The organism is Rhizobium sp. WYCCWR 11146 (assembly GCF_013591995.1).
GTDB classification, from domain to species: domain Bacteria; phylum Pseudomonadota; class Alphaproteobacteria; order Rhizobiales; family Rhizobiaceae; genus Rhizobium; species Rhizobium indicum.
The window spans coordinates 159,433-174,825 of the sequence record NZ_JACCEY010000022.1 but is presented as its reverse complement, the minus strand read 5'-3'; the positions used below and the strand labels follow the sequence as shown (position 1 = coordinate 174,825).

13 protein-coding genes and 1 pseudogene are annotated in these 15,393 nt (G+C 61.9%); 7 read left to right on the top strand and 7 right to left on the bottom strand.

The annotated features are described in order from the left end of the window. Nucleotide 1 precedes the first annotated feature (1 nt). The 4 genes from HX899_RS16900 to HX899_RS16885 all read right to left on the bottom strand — a co-directional run bounded on the left by HX899_RS16900 (nt 2) and on the right by HX899_RS16885 (nt 4,077). The gene (locus HX899_RS16900; RefSeq protein WP_138390340.1) at nt 2-1,315 is read right to left on the bottom strand and encodes a cytosine deaminase; all 1,314 of its coding nucleotides are present in this window, start codon (nt 1,313-1,315) and stop codon (nt 2-4) included. Further along, on the bottom strand, nt 1,315-2,169 hold the full coding sequence (locus tag HX899_RS16895; RefSeq protein ID WP_138330730.1) for an ABC transporter permease: 855 nt from the start codon (nt 2,167-2,169) through the stop codon (nt 1,315-1,317). Before HX899_RS16895 ends, HX899_RS16900 begins: the two co-directional genes overlap by 1 nt. Then, the gene (locus tag HX899_RS16890) at nt 2,169-2,993 is read right to left on the bottom strand and encodes an ABC transporter ATP-binding protein (RefSeq protein ID WP_138330729.1); all 825 of its coding nucleotides are present in this window, start codon (nt 2,991-2,993) and stop codon (nt 2,169-2,171) included. The genes HX899_RS16895 and HX899_RS16890 overlap by 1 nt, the downstream gene beginning before the upstream one ends. A 67-nt stretch (nt 2,994-3,060) precedes the next feature. Further along, nucleotides 3,061-4,077: an ABC transporter substrate-binding protein gene (locus HX899_RS16885; RefSeq protein WP_181292883.1), complete on the bottom strand. Its 1,017-nt coding sequence runs from the start codon at nt 4,075-4,077 to the stop codon at nt 3,061-3,063. Between the two features lie 183 nt (nt 4,078-4,260). Between HX899_RS16885 and HX899_RS16880 the strand changes: the two genes are divergently transcribed. Then, nucleotides 4,261-5,250, top strand: coding sequence for a LysR family transcriptional regulator (locus HX899_RS16880; protein ID WP_138390336.1), 990 nt, complete (start codon nt 4,261-4,263; stop codon nt 5,248-5,250). Here the strand turns inward: HX899_RS16880 and HX899_RS16875 are convergent. Then, nucleotides 5,213-6,079 (bottom strand): creatininase family protein, encoded by an 867-nt coding sequence (locus HX899_RS16875; RefSeq protein ID WP_171597873.1) that lies wholly within the window; start codon nt 6,077-6,079, stop codon nt 5,213-5,215. The two genes, HX899_RS16880 and HX899_RS16875, sit on opposite strands and share 38 nt — an antisense overlap. A 234-nt stretch (nt 6,080-6,313) precedes the next feature. Between HX899_RS16875 and paoA the strand changes: the two genes are divergently transcribed. From paoA to HX899_RS16850, 5 genes and pseudogenes are all read left to right on the top strand, one after another. Then, entirely contained in the window at nt 6,314-6,961 is a 648-nt protein-coding gene (paoA, locus tag HX899_RS16870; protein WP_181292882.1) for an aldehyde dehydrogenase iron-sulfur subunit PaoA, read from the top strand. Beyond that, complete coding sequence (locus tag HX899_RS16865; RefSeq protein WP_181292881.1) at nt 6,958-7,908, top strand: xanthine dehydrogenase family protein subunit M; 951 nt, start codon at nt 6,958-6,960, stop codon at nt 7,906-7,908. The genes paoA and HX899_RS16865 overlap by 4 nt, the downstream gene beginning before the upstream one ends. A 3-nt stretch (nt 7,909-7,911) precedes the next feature. Next, a pseudogene (gene paoC / locus HX899_RS16860) lies at nt 7,912-10,145 on the top strand (aldehyde oxidoreductase molybdenum-binding subunit PaoC). Nucleotides 10,146-10,200: 55 nt separating this feature from the next. Beyond that, the gene (locus HX899_RS16855) at nt 10,201-11,130 is read left to right on the top strand and encodes an XdhC family protein (protein ID WP_181292880.1); all 930 of its coding nucleotides are present in this window, start codon (nt 10,201-10,203) and stop codon (nt 11,128-11,130) included. Next, entirely contained in the window at nt 11,123-11,734 is a 612-nt protein-coding gene (locus tag HX899_RS16850) for an NTP transferase domain-containing protein (protein WP_180196574.1), read from the top strand. The genes HX899_RS16855 and HX899_RS16850 overlap by 8 nt, the downstream gene beginning before the upstream one ends. A gap of 124 nt (nt 11,735-11,858) precedes the next feature. On the opposite strand, the gene HX899_RS16845 is transcribed toward HX899_RS16850, so the two are convergent. Next, nucleotides 11,859-13,196 carry an epoxide hydrolase family protein gene (locus tag HX899_RS16845; protein WP_180196584.1) on the bottom strand — a complete coding sequence of 446 codons (1,338 nt, stop codon included), beginning with the start codon at nt 13,194-13,196 and terminating at the stop codon, nt 11,859-11,861. A 193-nt stretch (nt 13,197-13,389) separates the two neighbouring features. Further along, entirely contained in the window at nt 13,390-13,980 is a 591-nt protein-coding gene (locus tag HX899_RS16840; protein WP_026238463.1) for a TetR/AcrR family transcriptional regulator, read from the bottom strand. A 118-nt stretch (nt 13,981-14,098) separates the two neighbouring features. Here HX899_RS16840 and HX899_RS16835 point away from each other — a divergent pair, with 118 nt between their 5' ends. Further along, a complete protein-coding gene (locus HX899_RS16835; RefSeq protein WP_180196575.1) occupies nt 14,099-15,325 on the top strand; it encodes an MFS transporter in 1,227 nt (408 codons plus the stop codon). Nucleotides 15,326-15,393: the final 68 nt, after the last annotated feature.

The window sequence follows — 15,393 nt, the reverse complement described above, 5'->3', positions numbered from 1 at the left end:
GTCAGGCTCCAACGACGTTATCGAGTTCACGGTAATCCGGCAGGCTGCGGTCGATCACCTTGCCGCGGCGAAGCACGACGCGGTCAGACTGCGGACGGGACAGGAATTCACTCCAGCGCCGCGCGCTGAAGAGCACGAGATCGGCCGGATCGCCGGCGGCGATGCGGCCCTTGTCCGGCCGTCCGACGATGGCGGCGGGCGAGGTGGTGACGACACGGGCGGCGGTATCGAGCGGATGGTCGAGATGCAGGATCCGGACGGCCTCACGGAAGACCTCGACCGGATCGAGATCACCATAAGCATAGAAGGGGTCACGAGTATTGTCGGATGCGACCGCAGTCGCGACGCCGGCGGCGGCCAATTCCTTGAACAGGGTGACGCCGCGCCAGCGCGGGGTGCGGTCGGGATGGCGGTCCTGCAGATACATGTTGCACATCGGCAGCGCGATGACCGCGATCCCTGCCTTGGCGACCAATTCGACGGTGCGCGCGGCGGTGTCTTCGTCCTGGCGGGCGAGCGAGCAGCAATGGCCGGCGGTCACCTTGCCCCCGAACCCGTTGCGCAGCACGGCCTCGGCAATTGCCTTCAGCGTCTCGGCGCCGCGGTCATCCGTCTCGTCGACATGCAGATCGATATTTAGGCCATGCTCCGCGGCAGTCCTGAAGAGCGTGTCGAGCTGCCAGACAAGCTCCGGCCCCATCCGTGTGACGCCGCCAAGCAGGCCGCCGCTCTGCCGGATTGTTGTGACGAGATCGGTAAAGAAGGCGCTGTCTGCCATGGCATCCAGCGGGAAGAGGGCGACCGCCTGCAGTGCGATCCTGTCTTTCCAGGCATCCCGGATTTCGGCAAAGACCTCGAAGGAGATGCGATGCTGCGGCGCAAGCGAATCCAGGTGCGTGCGGATCAGGCTGGTGCCATGGGCATAGGCGGAGCGGAGCGAGAATTCCATCCGCCGCTTGACGTCTGCTGCCGACCAGTTGGCTTCACGGTCGGCCCTGACGGCATCGAGCGCGCCCATGAAGCTGCCGTCGGGATTGGCCTGGCGCGGCCAGATATGGCCTTTGTCGAGATGGGTATGGATATCGGCAAAACACGGCCAGACCATGCCGTCCTTGAGATCGATCCTGGCATAATCGGCGGGTGCGGCGCCGGCCGGCCGGATGGCGGCAATCATGCCGTCGCTGATGACGATATCGACCGTGGCCAGTCCTTCCGTGACCGGCACGCCGACATGTTCGACGGTGATGGCGGGCACTGTCGCATTGCTCAGCACGAAGCGGGCCGCATTTGGCGGGGATATGAAGGAATAGGTCATCAGTTTTCCCGTTTGATGCTGCTTTCATGCCAGCGGTGAAGGCTCAGCCAGGCAATGAGGGTGGTGAGGCCGAAGATCGCTACGCCAAGCATGGAGAGCATCAACAGCGCCGCGAAGAGCCGCGGGATGTTCATCCGGTACTGCGCTTCCAGCAGGCGGAAGGCGAGGCCGGAGCCGGCACCGGCGGAGCCCGCGGCAAATTCAGCGACGACGGCGGCGATCAGCGCAAGGCCACCGCCGATCCTGAGGCCGGTCATGAAATAGGGTTGGGCGGCAGGCAGTTTGAGAAAGAGCAGCGTCTGCCAGCGCGAGGCACCATAGAGCTCGAAGAGGTTGATGAGGTTATGGTCGACGCTCTTCAGGCCCTGCACCATGTTCGAAAGGATCGGGAAGAATGCGACGAGGAAGGCGCAGATGAGCAGCGCGACCTGCGTGGAGGGAGCGTAGATCAGGATCAGCGGCGAGATCGCCACGATCGGCGTCACCTGCAGGATAACGGCGAGCGGATAGAAGGCGATCTCGATCCAGCGCGATTGCACCAGGAAGATTGCAAACCCCACGCCGCCAATCAGCGCCAGCATCAGCGAGATGAAGGTGATCTTGGTCGTGACCCAGAGGGCCGGCGCAAGCGTGCCCCAATCATTGACGAAGGCAGCGGCCACCGCGCCGGGACCGGGCAGAATGTATGGCGGAACGCCCGAGAGCACCACGTAAAGCTCCCAAGCGATGATGAGCACGGTGATGACCAGGAAAGGCACGGCGATGCGCAGCGCCAGCTCACGCCGCCGGGCGTTCGCCGGTTGGGAGGCGGGCGGGGATACGGCTTCGGCGGCTTCGATGCTTTCGACGCTCATCAGTGCTCCTCCGATCCGCCCATCGCCTCGATCAGCGAACGGGACGCCTTTTCGCAGGCCTGCCGATATTGTTCCGAGGTTCGATAATGCGAATCCCGCTCGAGGCTGGTGGTCAGCGGAAAATCGGCATGCACGCGGCCGGGTCTCGCCTTCATCACCACGATCCGGTTCGAGAGATAAGCGGATTCGAACACCGAATGCGTCACGAAGATCACCGTAATCCCGGTCGTCTTCCACAGCCGCAGTACGTCGTCGTTGAGCTTCTGGCGGGTGATCTCGTCGAGCGCGGCGAAAGGCTCGTCCATCAGCAGCAGCTTCGGCTTTGTCACCAGCGCGCGGGCGATCGACACGCGCATCTTCATGCCCCCGGAGAGTTCGCGCGGATAGGCATCGGCGAAATCCTGAAGATTGACGGTCGCCAGCGCTTCGGTGATCCGGTCGCGGGCTTCCGCCTTGGAGATCCCGCGCAGTTTCAGCGGCAGGTAGACGTTGCCGAAAACGGTCTTCCACGGCATCAGCGTCGGCTCCTGGAAGACGAAGCCGATATCGCCTTCAGGCAGGCCCTTCGAATTGATGCGTGAACTTGGCCAGTCGATCTTGCCCGCGGTGATGTCGCCAAGGCCTGCGATGATGCGCAGCGCCGTGGACTTGCCGCAGCCGGAGGGGCCAAGCAGGCTGATGAATTCGCCGCTTTCGACCGTCAGCGACATGCCCGAAAGCGCTGTCGTGCCGCTGGAAAAGACCTTCGACACCGACTGCATGACGACCAGTGGCCGCTTTCTCGCCTCCTTGGAAGGCGCCGCCTTGGTTTCGGCTAGGGACATTTTCTCGCTCATTTATCGAAGGAGTGCGGTCCGCCGCCAGACGAGCGGCGGACCTGGCCTGGGAGGCTTATTTCTTCAGCGCCATTCCGGCGCCCTTGCAGACGAACTTCGTGGTGAAGGCCTTGGTATAGTCGGTGTCGGTCTTGAAGACCTTGATGGCAGTCATCTCGTCGAAGAACTTCTTGTAATGGGCGTCGGTGATGCAGCCGATGCCCTTGTCGAGGCTGTCACCGGATTCGATGATGCCGTATTCCTTCATCTTGGTGATCGAATAGGCGATCTGGCCGTCCGTTATTTCAGGATTGTCCTTCTTGATCAGCGCGTTCGCCTTGGTGTTGTCGCCGTAGATGTAATTGTACCAGCCCTCGATCGAGGCATCGACAAAGCGCTGCACGACATCGGGCTTGCCATCGATCATCGCCTGCGTTGTCGTGATCATCGTCGAATAGGGTGAGTAGCCGTTGTCGGCGAGCAGGAAGACCTTTGGCTCGAAGCCTGCCTGCTTCTGGATCTCGTAGGGTTCGGAGGTCAGGTATCCCTGCTGGGCAGACTCCTTGTCTGCGAGGAAGGGGGCGGGACTGAAGTTATAGGGCTTGTACTGCTCGTCCTTGAAGCCTTTGAAGTTGGCTTTCATCCATTCGAAATAGGTGAGGTAGCCATCCTTGCTGAGGAACAGCGTTTTCAGCTTGGCGAGGTCCTCGAACTTGTCGACGCCGTTATCCGGATGGGCGATCAGTACTTGCGGATCCTTTTGGAAGATCGCGGCGACATCGACCAGCGGAATGCCCTGCTCGACAGCGGATATCTCTCCCTGCGGACCACCCATGTAGAAATCGAGCTTGCCGGAGATCAGCAGCGCGCTGTTTGCAGCATTCGGGCCGCCTTGGACGATGGTGACGTCGAGGCCGTATTTTGCATAGGTGCCGTCGGCGACGGCTTGGTAGAAGCCGCCATGTTCCGCTTGGGCAAGCCAGTTCGTCCCGTAGCTCACCTTGTCGAGGGCAAGCGCCGGCGAGGCGGCGGCAAGCATCGAGGCGAGGCCGAGGCAGCTCAGGAATTGCGTCTTCGTCTGTGCTTTCAACATGGTCGGCAGTTCCCCTTTTTGACCGAGGGAGACCTTGCTCGGCCTCCTTTTGAGGGAATTTGAGCCATTGCCATGCGCTTTGAAAAGCATCAAAATTCGTGCGCATTGATGCCTTTTCGGCATCTGTCGGAAAGCTGAAGATAATTTGTGCGCCCTGCGCAAAATTTATGCATCGGAGAGACCATGCTGCACTCCAGACGCCTTCTCTACATCAACGAGATTGCTCGTTGCGGTTCGATCCGCAAGGCGGCCGCGCGCCTCAATGTGGCGTCGTCGGCAGTCAACAGGCAGATTTTGGCGCTGGAGGAGGAGATCGGAGCGCCGCTTTTCGAACGGCTCCCGCGTGGCCTGCGGCTGACGGCTGCCGGCGAACTCTGCATCGAGCATATCCGGGACGTGCTGAAGAATTACGAGCGCCTGGAAGGGCGCATCCGCAGCCTCAAGATGCAGCAGGCAGGCAAGGTGCGCATGGTGACGACCGTTGGGCTTGCCGCCGGGCCGCTGCCCGAAATCATCGCGCGCTTTCTTTCAGAGCATCCGCGCGTCTTCGTCCAACTGCGCAACGACACCGGCGGCACGACGGCCAGCCCCGTTGTATCAGGCGAGGTGGATATCGGTCTCGGGTTCAACATCCCCGCCACGCCTGGCATCCGCACGCTCGGAAATTTCGATATCCCGATCGGTGTCGTGCTGCCGCCAGGGCATCACCTGATCGGCCCCGGGCCAATCAACCTGGCCGATGTCACCCAGGAAAAACTGGTTCTGGCGCAGCCGGGCACCAGCCTGCGCGAGGTGATCAACCTTGCTTTTGCGCGCCTGCCAATCTCGGTCGAGCCGGTGCTGGAAACCAATGCATCGGAGATGCTGAAGCAGCTGGTCAAATGCGGCACGGGGCTGACGCTGCTCAATCCGCTCGATGTCATCACCGAATGCCGGCGCGGTGAACTCGTTTTCCGCCCGATCGCCGAGCCGCATACGCGTTATCAGCAGATGAAGCTGTTTGCCCGTGCCCGCGCGCCCCTCGACGCAGCGACCAGCCTTTTCGTCGAATATCTTCTCGCCGAACTGCTCGGCCTGGTGCAGGAATTGCAGGCCAAGGGTCATATCCCACCGGATGTGAAACCGGCCGCTGAGCCTATTTCACATAGAGATTCGAAAGCGGATAGGCCTTGAGATCCCGGAGCAGCTCGACAAACCCCTTGACCTGATGGCTGCAGATCGCCTCGCCCTTTTCGGCCGTGGCGATCGAGGCATCGCCGACCACGCCGAGGGGATTGAGGTCATGCGCGATCCAGGCCAGCGAATGCGGTGGTAGAGGCTGAAGATATTTGGATTGCTGCCGCATCCCTTCGGCCTTCGAGGCAAAGTTCTGCGCCTTGTCCATGCGCACCAGCTCGGGGCGGAAATGCAGCATCAACGACGTCTCGACATCGCCGCCGTGGATGCCGTATCTGCTCTCATGATCGCTGACCATGCCTTCCGGATGACCGAAACGGCCCCATTGCGTGGAGACCACCGCCATTTGATGGCGCACGCGCAGTTCGCGCGCGACGATGCTCATGATGTCGACATTGCCGCCGTGGGAATTGACGATCACCATCTTCCGCAGCCCGGCTTCGGCAACCTTGGCACCAATCGCCGTCCAGACGGGGATGAGCAGCTCTGCACTGAGCGACAGCGTGCCGGGGCCGTGGATGTGTTCGTTGGCCTTGCCGATCTCCTGTGTCGGAAGGACCAGGATGTCCAGATCCTCCGGCCGCTGCCTCTTCAGCTCCGCCAGCATGCCGGTCGCGATGGCGACATCCGTTGCGATCGGCAGATGCGGGCCGTGCTGTTCCGTCGAGGCGATGGGCAGAACGGCAATCGTGGTCTCGGGAGAGAGGTCGGCAAAATCATATGTATTGAGCTCGTTCCAGTAAAACGGCGTGGGCATGCGGTCATCCCTTTTCGTCACCTGCTTCGATAGGGAGTAGGGAATAAAGATAAGCCGGAAAAGCATCATTTTTTGCGCATGGCGCTGCTTTTTTTCGCGCGCATCGGCGGGTGTTACTCCGCCGGCGCTTCCGCATCCAAGCCAACTTCATTGAAGATGTGGTTCGCGGCATCTTATGACCGCGGCTCGGGGAATTCATGAGCCAGATCGATAACCGTATGCAACGGAAAGGGCCTAATCAGAAGGCGGAGTTGCACTACCTCAGCAGACGGCGTTGACGCGCGCCTATGTCCAACGAGCAAAGTGGAACAGTTCATGCCAAGCCGGATACAACTGGAACTTTCCCGCCGAGATCTACTTATCTCGTCGGCCGCAACGATTGCGGTCACCGGAGCCGTGGCGCCCGCGGCGGCACAGTCCCCAGGAAATGACATGGCCTATACATCGAAAGTTTCTTTCGCGGTTAACGGCGAGAACCGCGATCTCGAGGTCGACAATAGAACGTCGCTGCTCGACGCACTGCGCGAGCACCTGCATCTCACAGGTACGAAGAAGGGATGCGACCACGGCCAATGCGGCGCATGCACCGTCATAGTCGACGGCCACCGCATCAACTCCTGCCTGACACTGGCGGTCATGCACGAAGGCGATCAAATCACCACGATCGAGGGCCTCGGCCAGCCTGGAAACCTTCATCCGATGCAGGCGGCCTTCGTCAAGCATGACGGCTTCCAGTGCGGCTACTGCACGCCGGGACAGATCTGTTCCTCCGTGGCGGTGCTCGAAGAGATCAAGGCGAACATACCGAGCCACGTCACTGGCGATCTTACGGCAGAGGCGGCCGTCACTGCGGCCGAGATCCGCGAACGCATGAGCGGTAACATCTGTCGGTGCGGCGCCTATTCCAACATTATCGATGCCATTTCGGAAGTCGCGGGGATAAAAGCATGAGAGCCTTCACCTACGAACGCGCCTCATCCGTCGAGGCCGCGGCCAAGGCGGCCGCCTTAAATCCTGAAACCAAGTTCATCGCCGGCGGCACCAATCTCCTCGACCTGATGAAGCTCGAGATCGAAACGCCAACGCATCTGATCGACGTCAACGGTCTCGGCCTCGACAAGATCGAGCCCACGCCGGAGGGTGGGCTGCGCATCGGCGCCTTGGTCCGCAACACCGATCTTGCAGCTCACGAAACTGTTCGCCGCGACTACGGCCTGCTTTCCAGGGCGCTTGTCGCGGGCGCCTCCGGGCAACTGCGCAACAAGGCGACGACGGCCGGCAACCTCCTGCAGCGCACGCGCTGTCCTTATTTCTACGACCCGAACCAGCCGTGCAACAAGCGGCAGCCGGGCAGTGGCTGTTCCGCCATCGGCGGCTTCAGCCGCCAGCATGCAGTGGTCGGCACAAGCGAAGCGTGTATCGCCACGCATCCGAGTGACATGGCCATCGCCATGCGGGCGCTCGATGCAGTTGTGGAAACGGTCAAGGCCGACGGCAGTCGTCGCGCGATTGCGATCGCCGACTTTCATCGGTTGCCCGGCGACACGCCTGATATCGAGACTGTTCTCGAGCGCGGCGAGTTCATCACGGCGGTCCTGCTGCCGCCCCCGATCGGCGGCAAGCACATCTATCGCAAAGTCCGCGACCGCGCCTCCTATGCCTTCGCGCTCGTCTCGGTCGGAGCCGTGATCCAGCCGGATGGGACAGGACGCGTCGCCGTCGGCGGCATCGCCCATAAGCCATGGCGCATCGAGGCAGCCGAAGCCGAGTTGCCGAAAGGCGCGCAGGCGGCGGCGGGCGTCCTTCTTGCCGGCGCCCATCCTACCGAACAGAACCGTTTCAAGGTCGATCTGGTCGAGCGCACGCTCGGCGCGGTCATTGCCGAAGCAAGGGGTTGAGCCATGCAGTTCGATACGCCAGCGACAACCAACCCGATCGACAATCTGAAAGTCGTCGGTCAGCCGATCCACCGCATCGACGGCCAGCTCAAGACGACCGGCCGGGCGATGTACGCCTATGAGTGGCACGATCCGAACATGCGCTACGCCTATGGTTATCCGGTCGGCGCGGCCATCGCTAAGGGCCGCATCACGTCCATGGACGTCTCCGCAGCCAAGAGGGCTCCCGGTGTGCTTGCCGTGGTGACGACGCTCGACATCGGCGAGCGGAAGAAGGGCAAGTTCAACACCGCCAAGCTTTTTGGCGGCGACGAGATTCAGCACTATCACCAGGCAATCGCGGTCGTCGTCGCCGAGACCTTCGAGCAGGCACGCGCCGCAGCCTCCCTGGTCAAGGTCGACTATGCCGAAGAAAAGGGTGTGTTCGACCTCGGCCAGGCAAAGGATTCGGCCGTCAAGCCGGATGAATCGCAACAGCCCGACACTGCGGTCGGCGACTTCGAGGCTGCCTTCAGGTCAGCTCCCGTCACTGTTGACGCGTCTTATACGACGCCCGACCAGTCGCATGCGATGATGGAGCCGCACGCATCGATCGCAGCCTGGAACGGCGACGAGGTGACCGTCTGGACCTCCAGCCAGATGATCGACTGGTGGCGCTCCGACCTTGCGACGACACTCGATATCGACAAGGAGAAGATCCACCTCATGTCGCCCTTCATCGGCGGCGGCTTCGGCGGCAAGCTGTTCCTGCGGGCGGATGCCGTGCTGGCCGTTGTCGGCGCGCGTGCAGTAAAGCGGCCCGTCAAGGTCGCCTTGCCCCGCCCCCTCCTGATAAACAACACCACCCACCGGCCGGCGACGATCCAGCGGATTCGCATTGGAACCGAGCGTGACGGCAAGATAACCGCCATTGCGCACGAAAGCTGGTCCGGCGATCTTCCGGGCGGCGGACTGGAGACCGCCGTCAACCAGACGCGGCTTCTCTATGCGGGTGCGAACCGGATGACCGCGATGCGGCTGGCGACGCTCAACCTCCCGGAGGGCAATGCCATGCGCGCTCCGGGCGAAGCCCCCGGACTGATGGCGCTCGAAATCGCCATCGACGAGATTGCCGAAAAAGTTGGGATCGATCCTGTGCAGTTTCGGATCGTCAACGACACGCAGGTCGATCCGGAAAAGCCGCAGCGGCCTTTTTCCCAGCGCAATCTCATCGGCTGCCTCACGCTCGGTGCGGAGCGGTTTGGCTGGAGTAACCGGGGGAAACCCGGTTCCAGGCGTGACGGCAACTGGCTGGTCGGCATGGGCGTTGCCGCCGCCTTCCGCAACAACCTCGTCCTTCCCTCCGGAGCTCGGGTAAAGCTCGACCGGGAAGGCGTCGTGACTGTGGAAACCGACATGACCGACATCGGGACCGGCAGCTACACGATCATCGCCCAGACCGCCGCCGAGATGATGGGGGTCACGATCGACAAAGTCGCCGTCCAACTCGGCGACTCGCGTTTTCCGGTTTCTGCGGGTTCCGGCGGACAGTTCGGTGCGAACTCTTCCACGTCCGGCGTCTACGCAGCCTGTGTCAAGCTGCGTGAGGCCATCGCCAAGAAGCTCGGCTTCAACTCCGAAGATATCGTCTTCGAGAATGGCGAGGCTCGCTCGGGCAATCGTTCGGTGCCTCTTGCCGAGGCCGCCGGTCCGGATGGTCTTGTCGGCGAGGACACGATCAAATGGGGCGAGCTTACCGAAACACATCAGCAATCGACATTCGGAGCGCACTTTGTGGAGGTTGGCGTCGACATAGCCACAGGAGAAAGCCGCATCCGCAGGATGCTCGCGGTCTGTGCGGCGGGAAGAATCCTTAATCCGATCACCGCCCGCAGCCAGGTCATCGGCGCGATGACGATGGGGGCCGGCGGCGCGCTGTCCGAGGAATTGGCGGTCGACACCCGCCGCGGCTTCTTCGTCAACCACGATCTCGCCAGCTACGCGGCTTCTTCGTCAACCACGATCTCGCCAGCTACGAAGTAGCGGTGCATGCCGACATTCCGCACCAGGAGGTAATCTTCATGGACGAGACCGATCCGATGTCCTCGCCGATGAAGGCCAAGGGCGTCGGCGAGCTTGGCCTTTGCGGCGTCGCGGCAGCAATCGCCAACGCCGTCTACAACGCGACCGGCGTCAGGGTTCGGCACTATCCGCTGACGCTTGACAAGCTCATCGGCGGCTTGCCGGACGTGGCGTGATTATTTCGGCGGCGGTCTCGAAAGCGGACCGCCGTCACTTCCTGTAGGATTTCCGATGGATCAGACACTTGCGCCCATCACGGCGCCAATTCCCGTCAGGGCCTCGTCCACCGACGATCCTGCGGAACTGCTTCGCTTCGCGATAGACGCCCATGATGTCGGCGCGGCGGCACTTGCGACCCTCGTCGACATCCGAGGCGGAGCGGCGCGTGCGCTCGGCGCTCATATGGTGGTTGCCGCAGACGGGCGGTTCTGCGGCTATGTCTCTGGCGGATGTGTCGAAGCCGCGGTCGCTTCCGAAGCGCTTCTTGCAATGGCGCAAGGGCGCGACCGCACGGTCAGGTTCGGCGACGGCTCGCCCTTCTTCGACATCGTCCTTCCCTGCGGCGGCGGAATCTCCGTCGCAATCCACGTCCTGAAAGATGCCGGAGCTTTGCGGCATGTTCTGGAGCGTCTCGAACGCAGGCAGGCAGCCGGCCTTGCATATTTGCCAGAGCGGCAGACGCTCGAACCGGTAGACCCACCGCCCCGGGCGTGCTGGCTCGAGCGCGATTTCCTGACGGTCTACCGTCCCCGCACCCGCGTCGTCCTTTCCGGGCAGACGATCGAAGCGCAGGCCGTCGCACGACTGGCCGAAGCTTCCGGCTACGACGTGATCGTCAAGGGACAGGGCGAGGGGGGCAGGGTCGCAGCCGACATCATCGACCCCTTCACGGCCGTCGTGCTCCTGCATCATGACCTCGACGCCGAAGCCGCCATTCTCGAGACCGCGCTTCGCTCGCCCGGGTTCTACATCGGCGCTCTCGGCAGCACCCGGACGCATCGTTGGCGGGTCGAGCGGTTGACAGCCATGGCTTTCGGGCAGCACGACATCGGTCGTATCAAGGCGCCCATCGGGATGTTCGGCCCGACGCGGGATGCAACCTCGCTCGCCCTGTCGGTTCTGGCTGATATCGCCGCGGCAAGACTGGTGGCTTATGCGTAAGGCATCGGTCGCGATCGTCATTCTCGCTGCCGGCAAGGCAAGCCGCATGGGTGACGGCGGGAAGCACAAGCTGCTGGCCGAGTTCGATGGCGTGCCGCTTGTGCGGCGGTCGGCATTGACCGCGCTCGGTGCGGATGCAGCCTCCGTTATTGTCGTCACGGGCCATCGAAGAAGCGAAATTGAAGCTGCGCTCCAGGGGCTCGCTCTGACTTTCGTCGACAATCCCGATTACGCCAGCGGCATGGCGAGCTCACTCATAGCAGGCTTCTCATCGAATGACGCTGACAGCGCCGAAGGCATTCTCGTCATGCTGGCCGATATGCCCGGCATTTCCACGACGCATCTCGATGCCCTGATTTCCGCATTTCGCAACGCGGACGGCAAGGCCGTCGTGCGCGCCGTCTCACACGGCAAGCCCGGCAATCCCGTTATCCTGCCCCATTCTCTCAATCAGGCAATCCACAGACTTAGAGGCGATGTCGGCGCGCGCGATATCGTCACGGCATCAGGCTTGCCCGTGCTCGATGTCGATGTTGGCGACGCAGCCTTGCTCGATGTCGATACGCCGGACGAGGTATTGGCGGCCGGTGGCGCATTGAACTGACCCCAGGAAAATACAGTGAGATGAGGATGATTTGATGAAACGGTTCGAGCTGGATTCTCCGCGGCTTTGAATTCGCCACTCTCAGCCGCGGATTTGCCAAGCCGTCATTCTGCAGGCGATGTCATCAACGCACCGACCTGAATGCCTCTCGCAGTTCCTCAGCGAAAAGCTGGGGCTGTTCCCAGGCGGCGAAGTGACCGCCCATATCGACACGGTGGTAGTAATGCAGCGTGGGGTAAGCCTCCTTGCTCCAACTCTCCGGCGCCTGGTAGATCTCCTTTGGGAATACGCTGATTGCCACTGGGATCTTGATCTCTTTGGTCTTCTGGGCGTCTGAGCTGAAGTTGTTGTTGTTGTTTTCCCAATAGAACCGCGACGAGGATGCCCCGGTGTTGGTCAGCCAGTACAATGTGATGTCATTCAGCATTTCGTCCTTGGAAAAAACACGCTCGGGAATGCCCTCGCTGTCGCTCCACTGCGCAAATTTTTCGTAGATCCAGGCAGCCAGGCCCGACGGCGAATCGGAAAGCGAGTAGCCGATCGTCTGCGGACGCGTCACCATCACGGCCCCATAGGCGGCATTCCGGCCGAAGAAGGTGCTCAACGATTGATAGGCATCACGCTCGGGCGCCGACAGTCCTGCGGGAGCCGGGTCTCCACTGTTGATCGCCTTGGTGAGATTGCCCGGAACGGTCGCCGGCATGTTGAGATGGATACCAAGCAAGCCCTTCGGTGCCTGGCGCGCCAGCGCGTCGGAGATAACGGAACCATGGTCGCCGCCTTGGGAAACATAGTGCGCGTAGCCGAGCCGCTTCATCAGGACGTCCCATGCTCGCGCAACGCGGTCGGGGCCCCAGCCAAGCTCCGTCGGCTTACCCGAAAAGCCGTAGCCGGGGATGGAAGGGATGACCACGTCAAACGCGTCCTCCGCTTTACCGCCATAAGCAGTCGGATCTGTAAGAGGGCCGATCGCCTTGATGAACTCGAAGGTCGAACCCGGCCAACCATGGGTCAGAATGACCGGCAGGGCGTTGGGATGACGCGATCGCACATGGATGAACTGGATATCGACCCCGTCAATCGTCGTGATGAATTCCGGAAGGGCATTGAGCTCCGCCTCGGCTTTGCGCCAATCGTAATCAGTGCCCCAGTAACGGACCAGATCCTGGACGCGCGAAAGCTGGATGCCTTGCGAGGTGTCGCTCACGGTCTCCTTATCTGGCCAACGCGTTTCGGCAATGCGCTTGCGCAGATCGTCAAGCTGTGACTGCGGAACGTGGATCTGGAACGGGCGGATCGTTTCGTCGGCCCCGATGGACGTAGCTGGCCCGGCCGATGTGACGTCGGCGGCACTCGCTGGCACAAGGTAACCGGCTGGGAACAGCAACATCGGTCCAGCCGCCATCACCATTGCTCCGCGGGCAAGCCGGCGCCAGGCGAGAATATTGTCAAACTTCTTCATGTGGCACTCCATGTTCTTGTCGCCCAGGGCGACATTTCGTGACGGAGTGATCTCTGACGGGTCTGCGTATCTGGCATGTTTCAAGAAGTGCCAAAAACGTATCAGAGTGTGGAGTGGCGGCTACAGAGGGGCGGGAACGCGATCGTCGAGGACCGACCTGGGCCTACGGCGCCTGAACGGGAAATCAATCACCTCATTGCTGTCTGCGGAGGCTGCCCAGCATAGCCTTGAATCCCGCGACCGCCCGCTTCGAAACAGCCTCCGGATTCTCCGCATTGGCGATCCAAAGCGCCATATGGCTGCTGGCGCCATTGATGAGGCGAGCGGCGGTTTCGGTGTCGATGTCGATGATCTCGCCATCGGCCTTGAGACGGTCGAGGCTGCGGGAGAGGGCGGCGATACAGCCGGGGGTGTTCTGCCATTGCGAGATGTCGCCGAGTACAGCCGGGCCATCGCGAAACATGATACGCTGGATTTCGGGCTCAAGCGCCATTTCGATATAAGCGGAGCACTCGTCGACAAAACCCTGCCAGCGCGTCGGAGCGGCGGCCGAGACCTCGTTCAGCCGTTCAGTCATTTCCGCGTCGATTTCCATGATGACGGCTTGGAGCAGGCCCCTCTTGTCGCCGAAGTGGTGGTAGAGGGCGCCGCGCGTCAATCCCGCTTCGCCGGTGAAATCGTCCATCGACGCTTCCGCGTAGCCGATCGTGCCAAAGGCGCGCCGGCCGGCTGCGATAAGTTTGCCGCGGGTCTCTGCGATCATCTCCTGGCGCGGTTTGCGCATGGCTTCTCCATTGGCATACGCCGCGTATCTTTTTCATTGACATACGGGACGTATGCATTATCTAAACACATACGCTCCGTATATAAGTGCTCTCTCCGATAACTGGAAGGATCGTCCCATGTCAAATCCGTATAAACAGATATTCGCGGCACCTGGGGCCAAGGGCTTCTCCGCAGCCGGCTTTTTCGCACGCCTTCCCATCGCCATGGCGCCGATCGGCATCGTTGCCATGCTCTCCCAGGCACATGGCGAATATTGGCTGGCAGGGGCCGTGTCGGCGACCTATGCGCTCACCAATGCAGTGATCTCGCCGCAGATTTCGCGCGCGGTCGACCGGCTGGGCCAAACGGCAGTCGTCGTTCCCACAACCATCGTATCCGTGCTGGCGTTTATCGCGCTGATCACCGCGACCAACCAGAACTGGCCGGTGTGGACGCTCTTCGCCTCAGCCTTCCTCGCGGCAGCCATGCCGAGCATTCCGGCGCTGATGCGGGCGCGCTGGACGGAACTCTTTCGCAATCGGCCCGAGCTCAACACGGCCTTCGCGTTCGAAAGTGCGGCGGACGAACTGGTCTATATCGCCGGCGCCTCGCTGTCGGTCGGGCTCGCCGTGTCACTTTTCCCGGAAGCCGGCATGATGGTGAGCACAGCTTTTCTGGCACTCGGGACGGCCGCCTTCATCGTGCAGCGCGGCACCGAGCCGAGGGTGCGGCATGTCGCCGGCGCAGCTTCGGTTGGCTCCGCGATCCGCCAGCGTCCGGTGCAGATCATCACACTCGCGCTGATCTTCGTCGGCGCGACCTTCGCAACCGCTGAAGTGAGTGTTGTCGCCATCACCAAAGAGCTTGGTCAGCCGAATGCGGCAAGCCTGGTGATCGGTGTCTATGCCCTCGGTTCCTTCCTAGTGGGTTTGACCCTCGGCGCGCTTAATCTGCGCATCCCCCTGCATCGTCAGTTGCTGATCGCTGTTGCGATCCTCGCACTGACCTCGCTGCCGCTTCTCATCGCCGGCAGCTCGGTAGCCCTGCTTGCTATCGCCGTCTTCGTCAGCGGCATCGCGATCTCGCCGACCTTTATAACGGCCTTCGGACTGATTGAGCGTCGTGTACCGGAATCGGTGCTGACGGAGGGCGTCACCTGGGTGATGACCGGCATCGGCATCGGTATGGCGCTTGGCGCCTTCGTCTCGGGCTGGGTCGTCGACAGCTACGGTCCCCAGAGCGGATTCTGGGTGTCTGCAGCCGCCGGGGCCGCGACCGTCCTTATCATTGCGCTCGGTCAGCGTACCCTCTCTGGAGAGTGCACCGGAGGGGAAGATTGCGCGATGCTGGAACCGGCGCAATAGCAGGGCGGGCGATAGACAGGAGCGACGCAGGAGGGTTCACCGGCCAACGGTTCGAAACCGTTCAAGGT

Bases quoted from the DNA above. Each gene is read 5' to 3' on its own strand.
- HX899_RS16900 (WP_138390340.1), bottom strand. From the start codon at position 1,315: ATGACCTATTCCTTCATATCCCCGCCAAATGCGGCCCGCTTCGTGCTG.
- HX899_RS16895 (WP_138330730.1), bottom strand. From the start codon at position 2,169: ATGAGCGTCGAAAGCATCGAAGCCGCCGAAGCCGTATCCCCGCCCGCC.
- HX899_RS16890 (WP_138330729.1), bottom strand. From the start codon at position 2,993: ATGTCCCTAGCCGAAACCAAGGCGGCGCCTTCCAAGGAGGCGAGAAAG.
- HX899_RS16885 (WP_181292883.1), bottom strand. From the start codon at position 4,077: ATGTTGAAAGCACAGACGAAGACGCAATTCCTGAGCTGCCTCGGCCTC.
- HX899_RS16880 (WP_138390336.1), top strand. From the start codon at position 4,261: ATGCTGCACTCCAGACGCCTTCTCTACATCAACGAGATTGCTCGTTGC.
- HX899_RS16875 (WP_171597873.1), bottom strand. From the start codon at position 6,079: ATGATGCTTTTCCGGCTTATCTTTATTCCCTACTCCCTATCGAAGCAG.
- HX899_RS16865 (WP_181292881.1), top strand. From the start codon at position 6,958: ATGAGAGCCTTCACCTACGAACGCGCCTCATCCGTCGAGGCCGCGGCC.
- HX899_RS16855 (WP_181292880.1), top strand. From the start codon at position 10,201: ATGGATCAGACACTTGCGCCCATCACGGCGCCAATTCCCGTCAGGGCC.
- HX899_RS16850 (WP_180196574.1), top strand. From the start codon at position 11,123: ATGCGTAAGGCATCGGTCGCGATCGTCATTCTCGCTGCCGGCAAGGCA.
- HX899_RS16845 (WP_180196584.1), bottom strand. From the start codon at position 13,196: ATGAAGAAGTTTGACAATATTCTCGCCTGGCGCCGGCTTGCCCGCGGA.
- HX899_RS16840 (WP_026238463.1), bottom strand. From the start codon at position 13,980: ATGCGCAAACCGCGCCAGGAGATGATCGCAGAGACCCGCGGCAAACTT.
- HX899_RS16835 (WP_180196575.1), top strand. From the start codon at position 14,099: ATGTCAAATCCGTATAAACAGATATTCGCGGCACCTGGGGCCAAGGGC.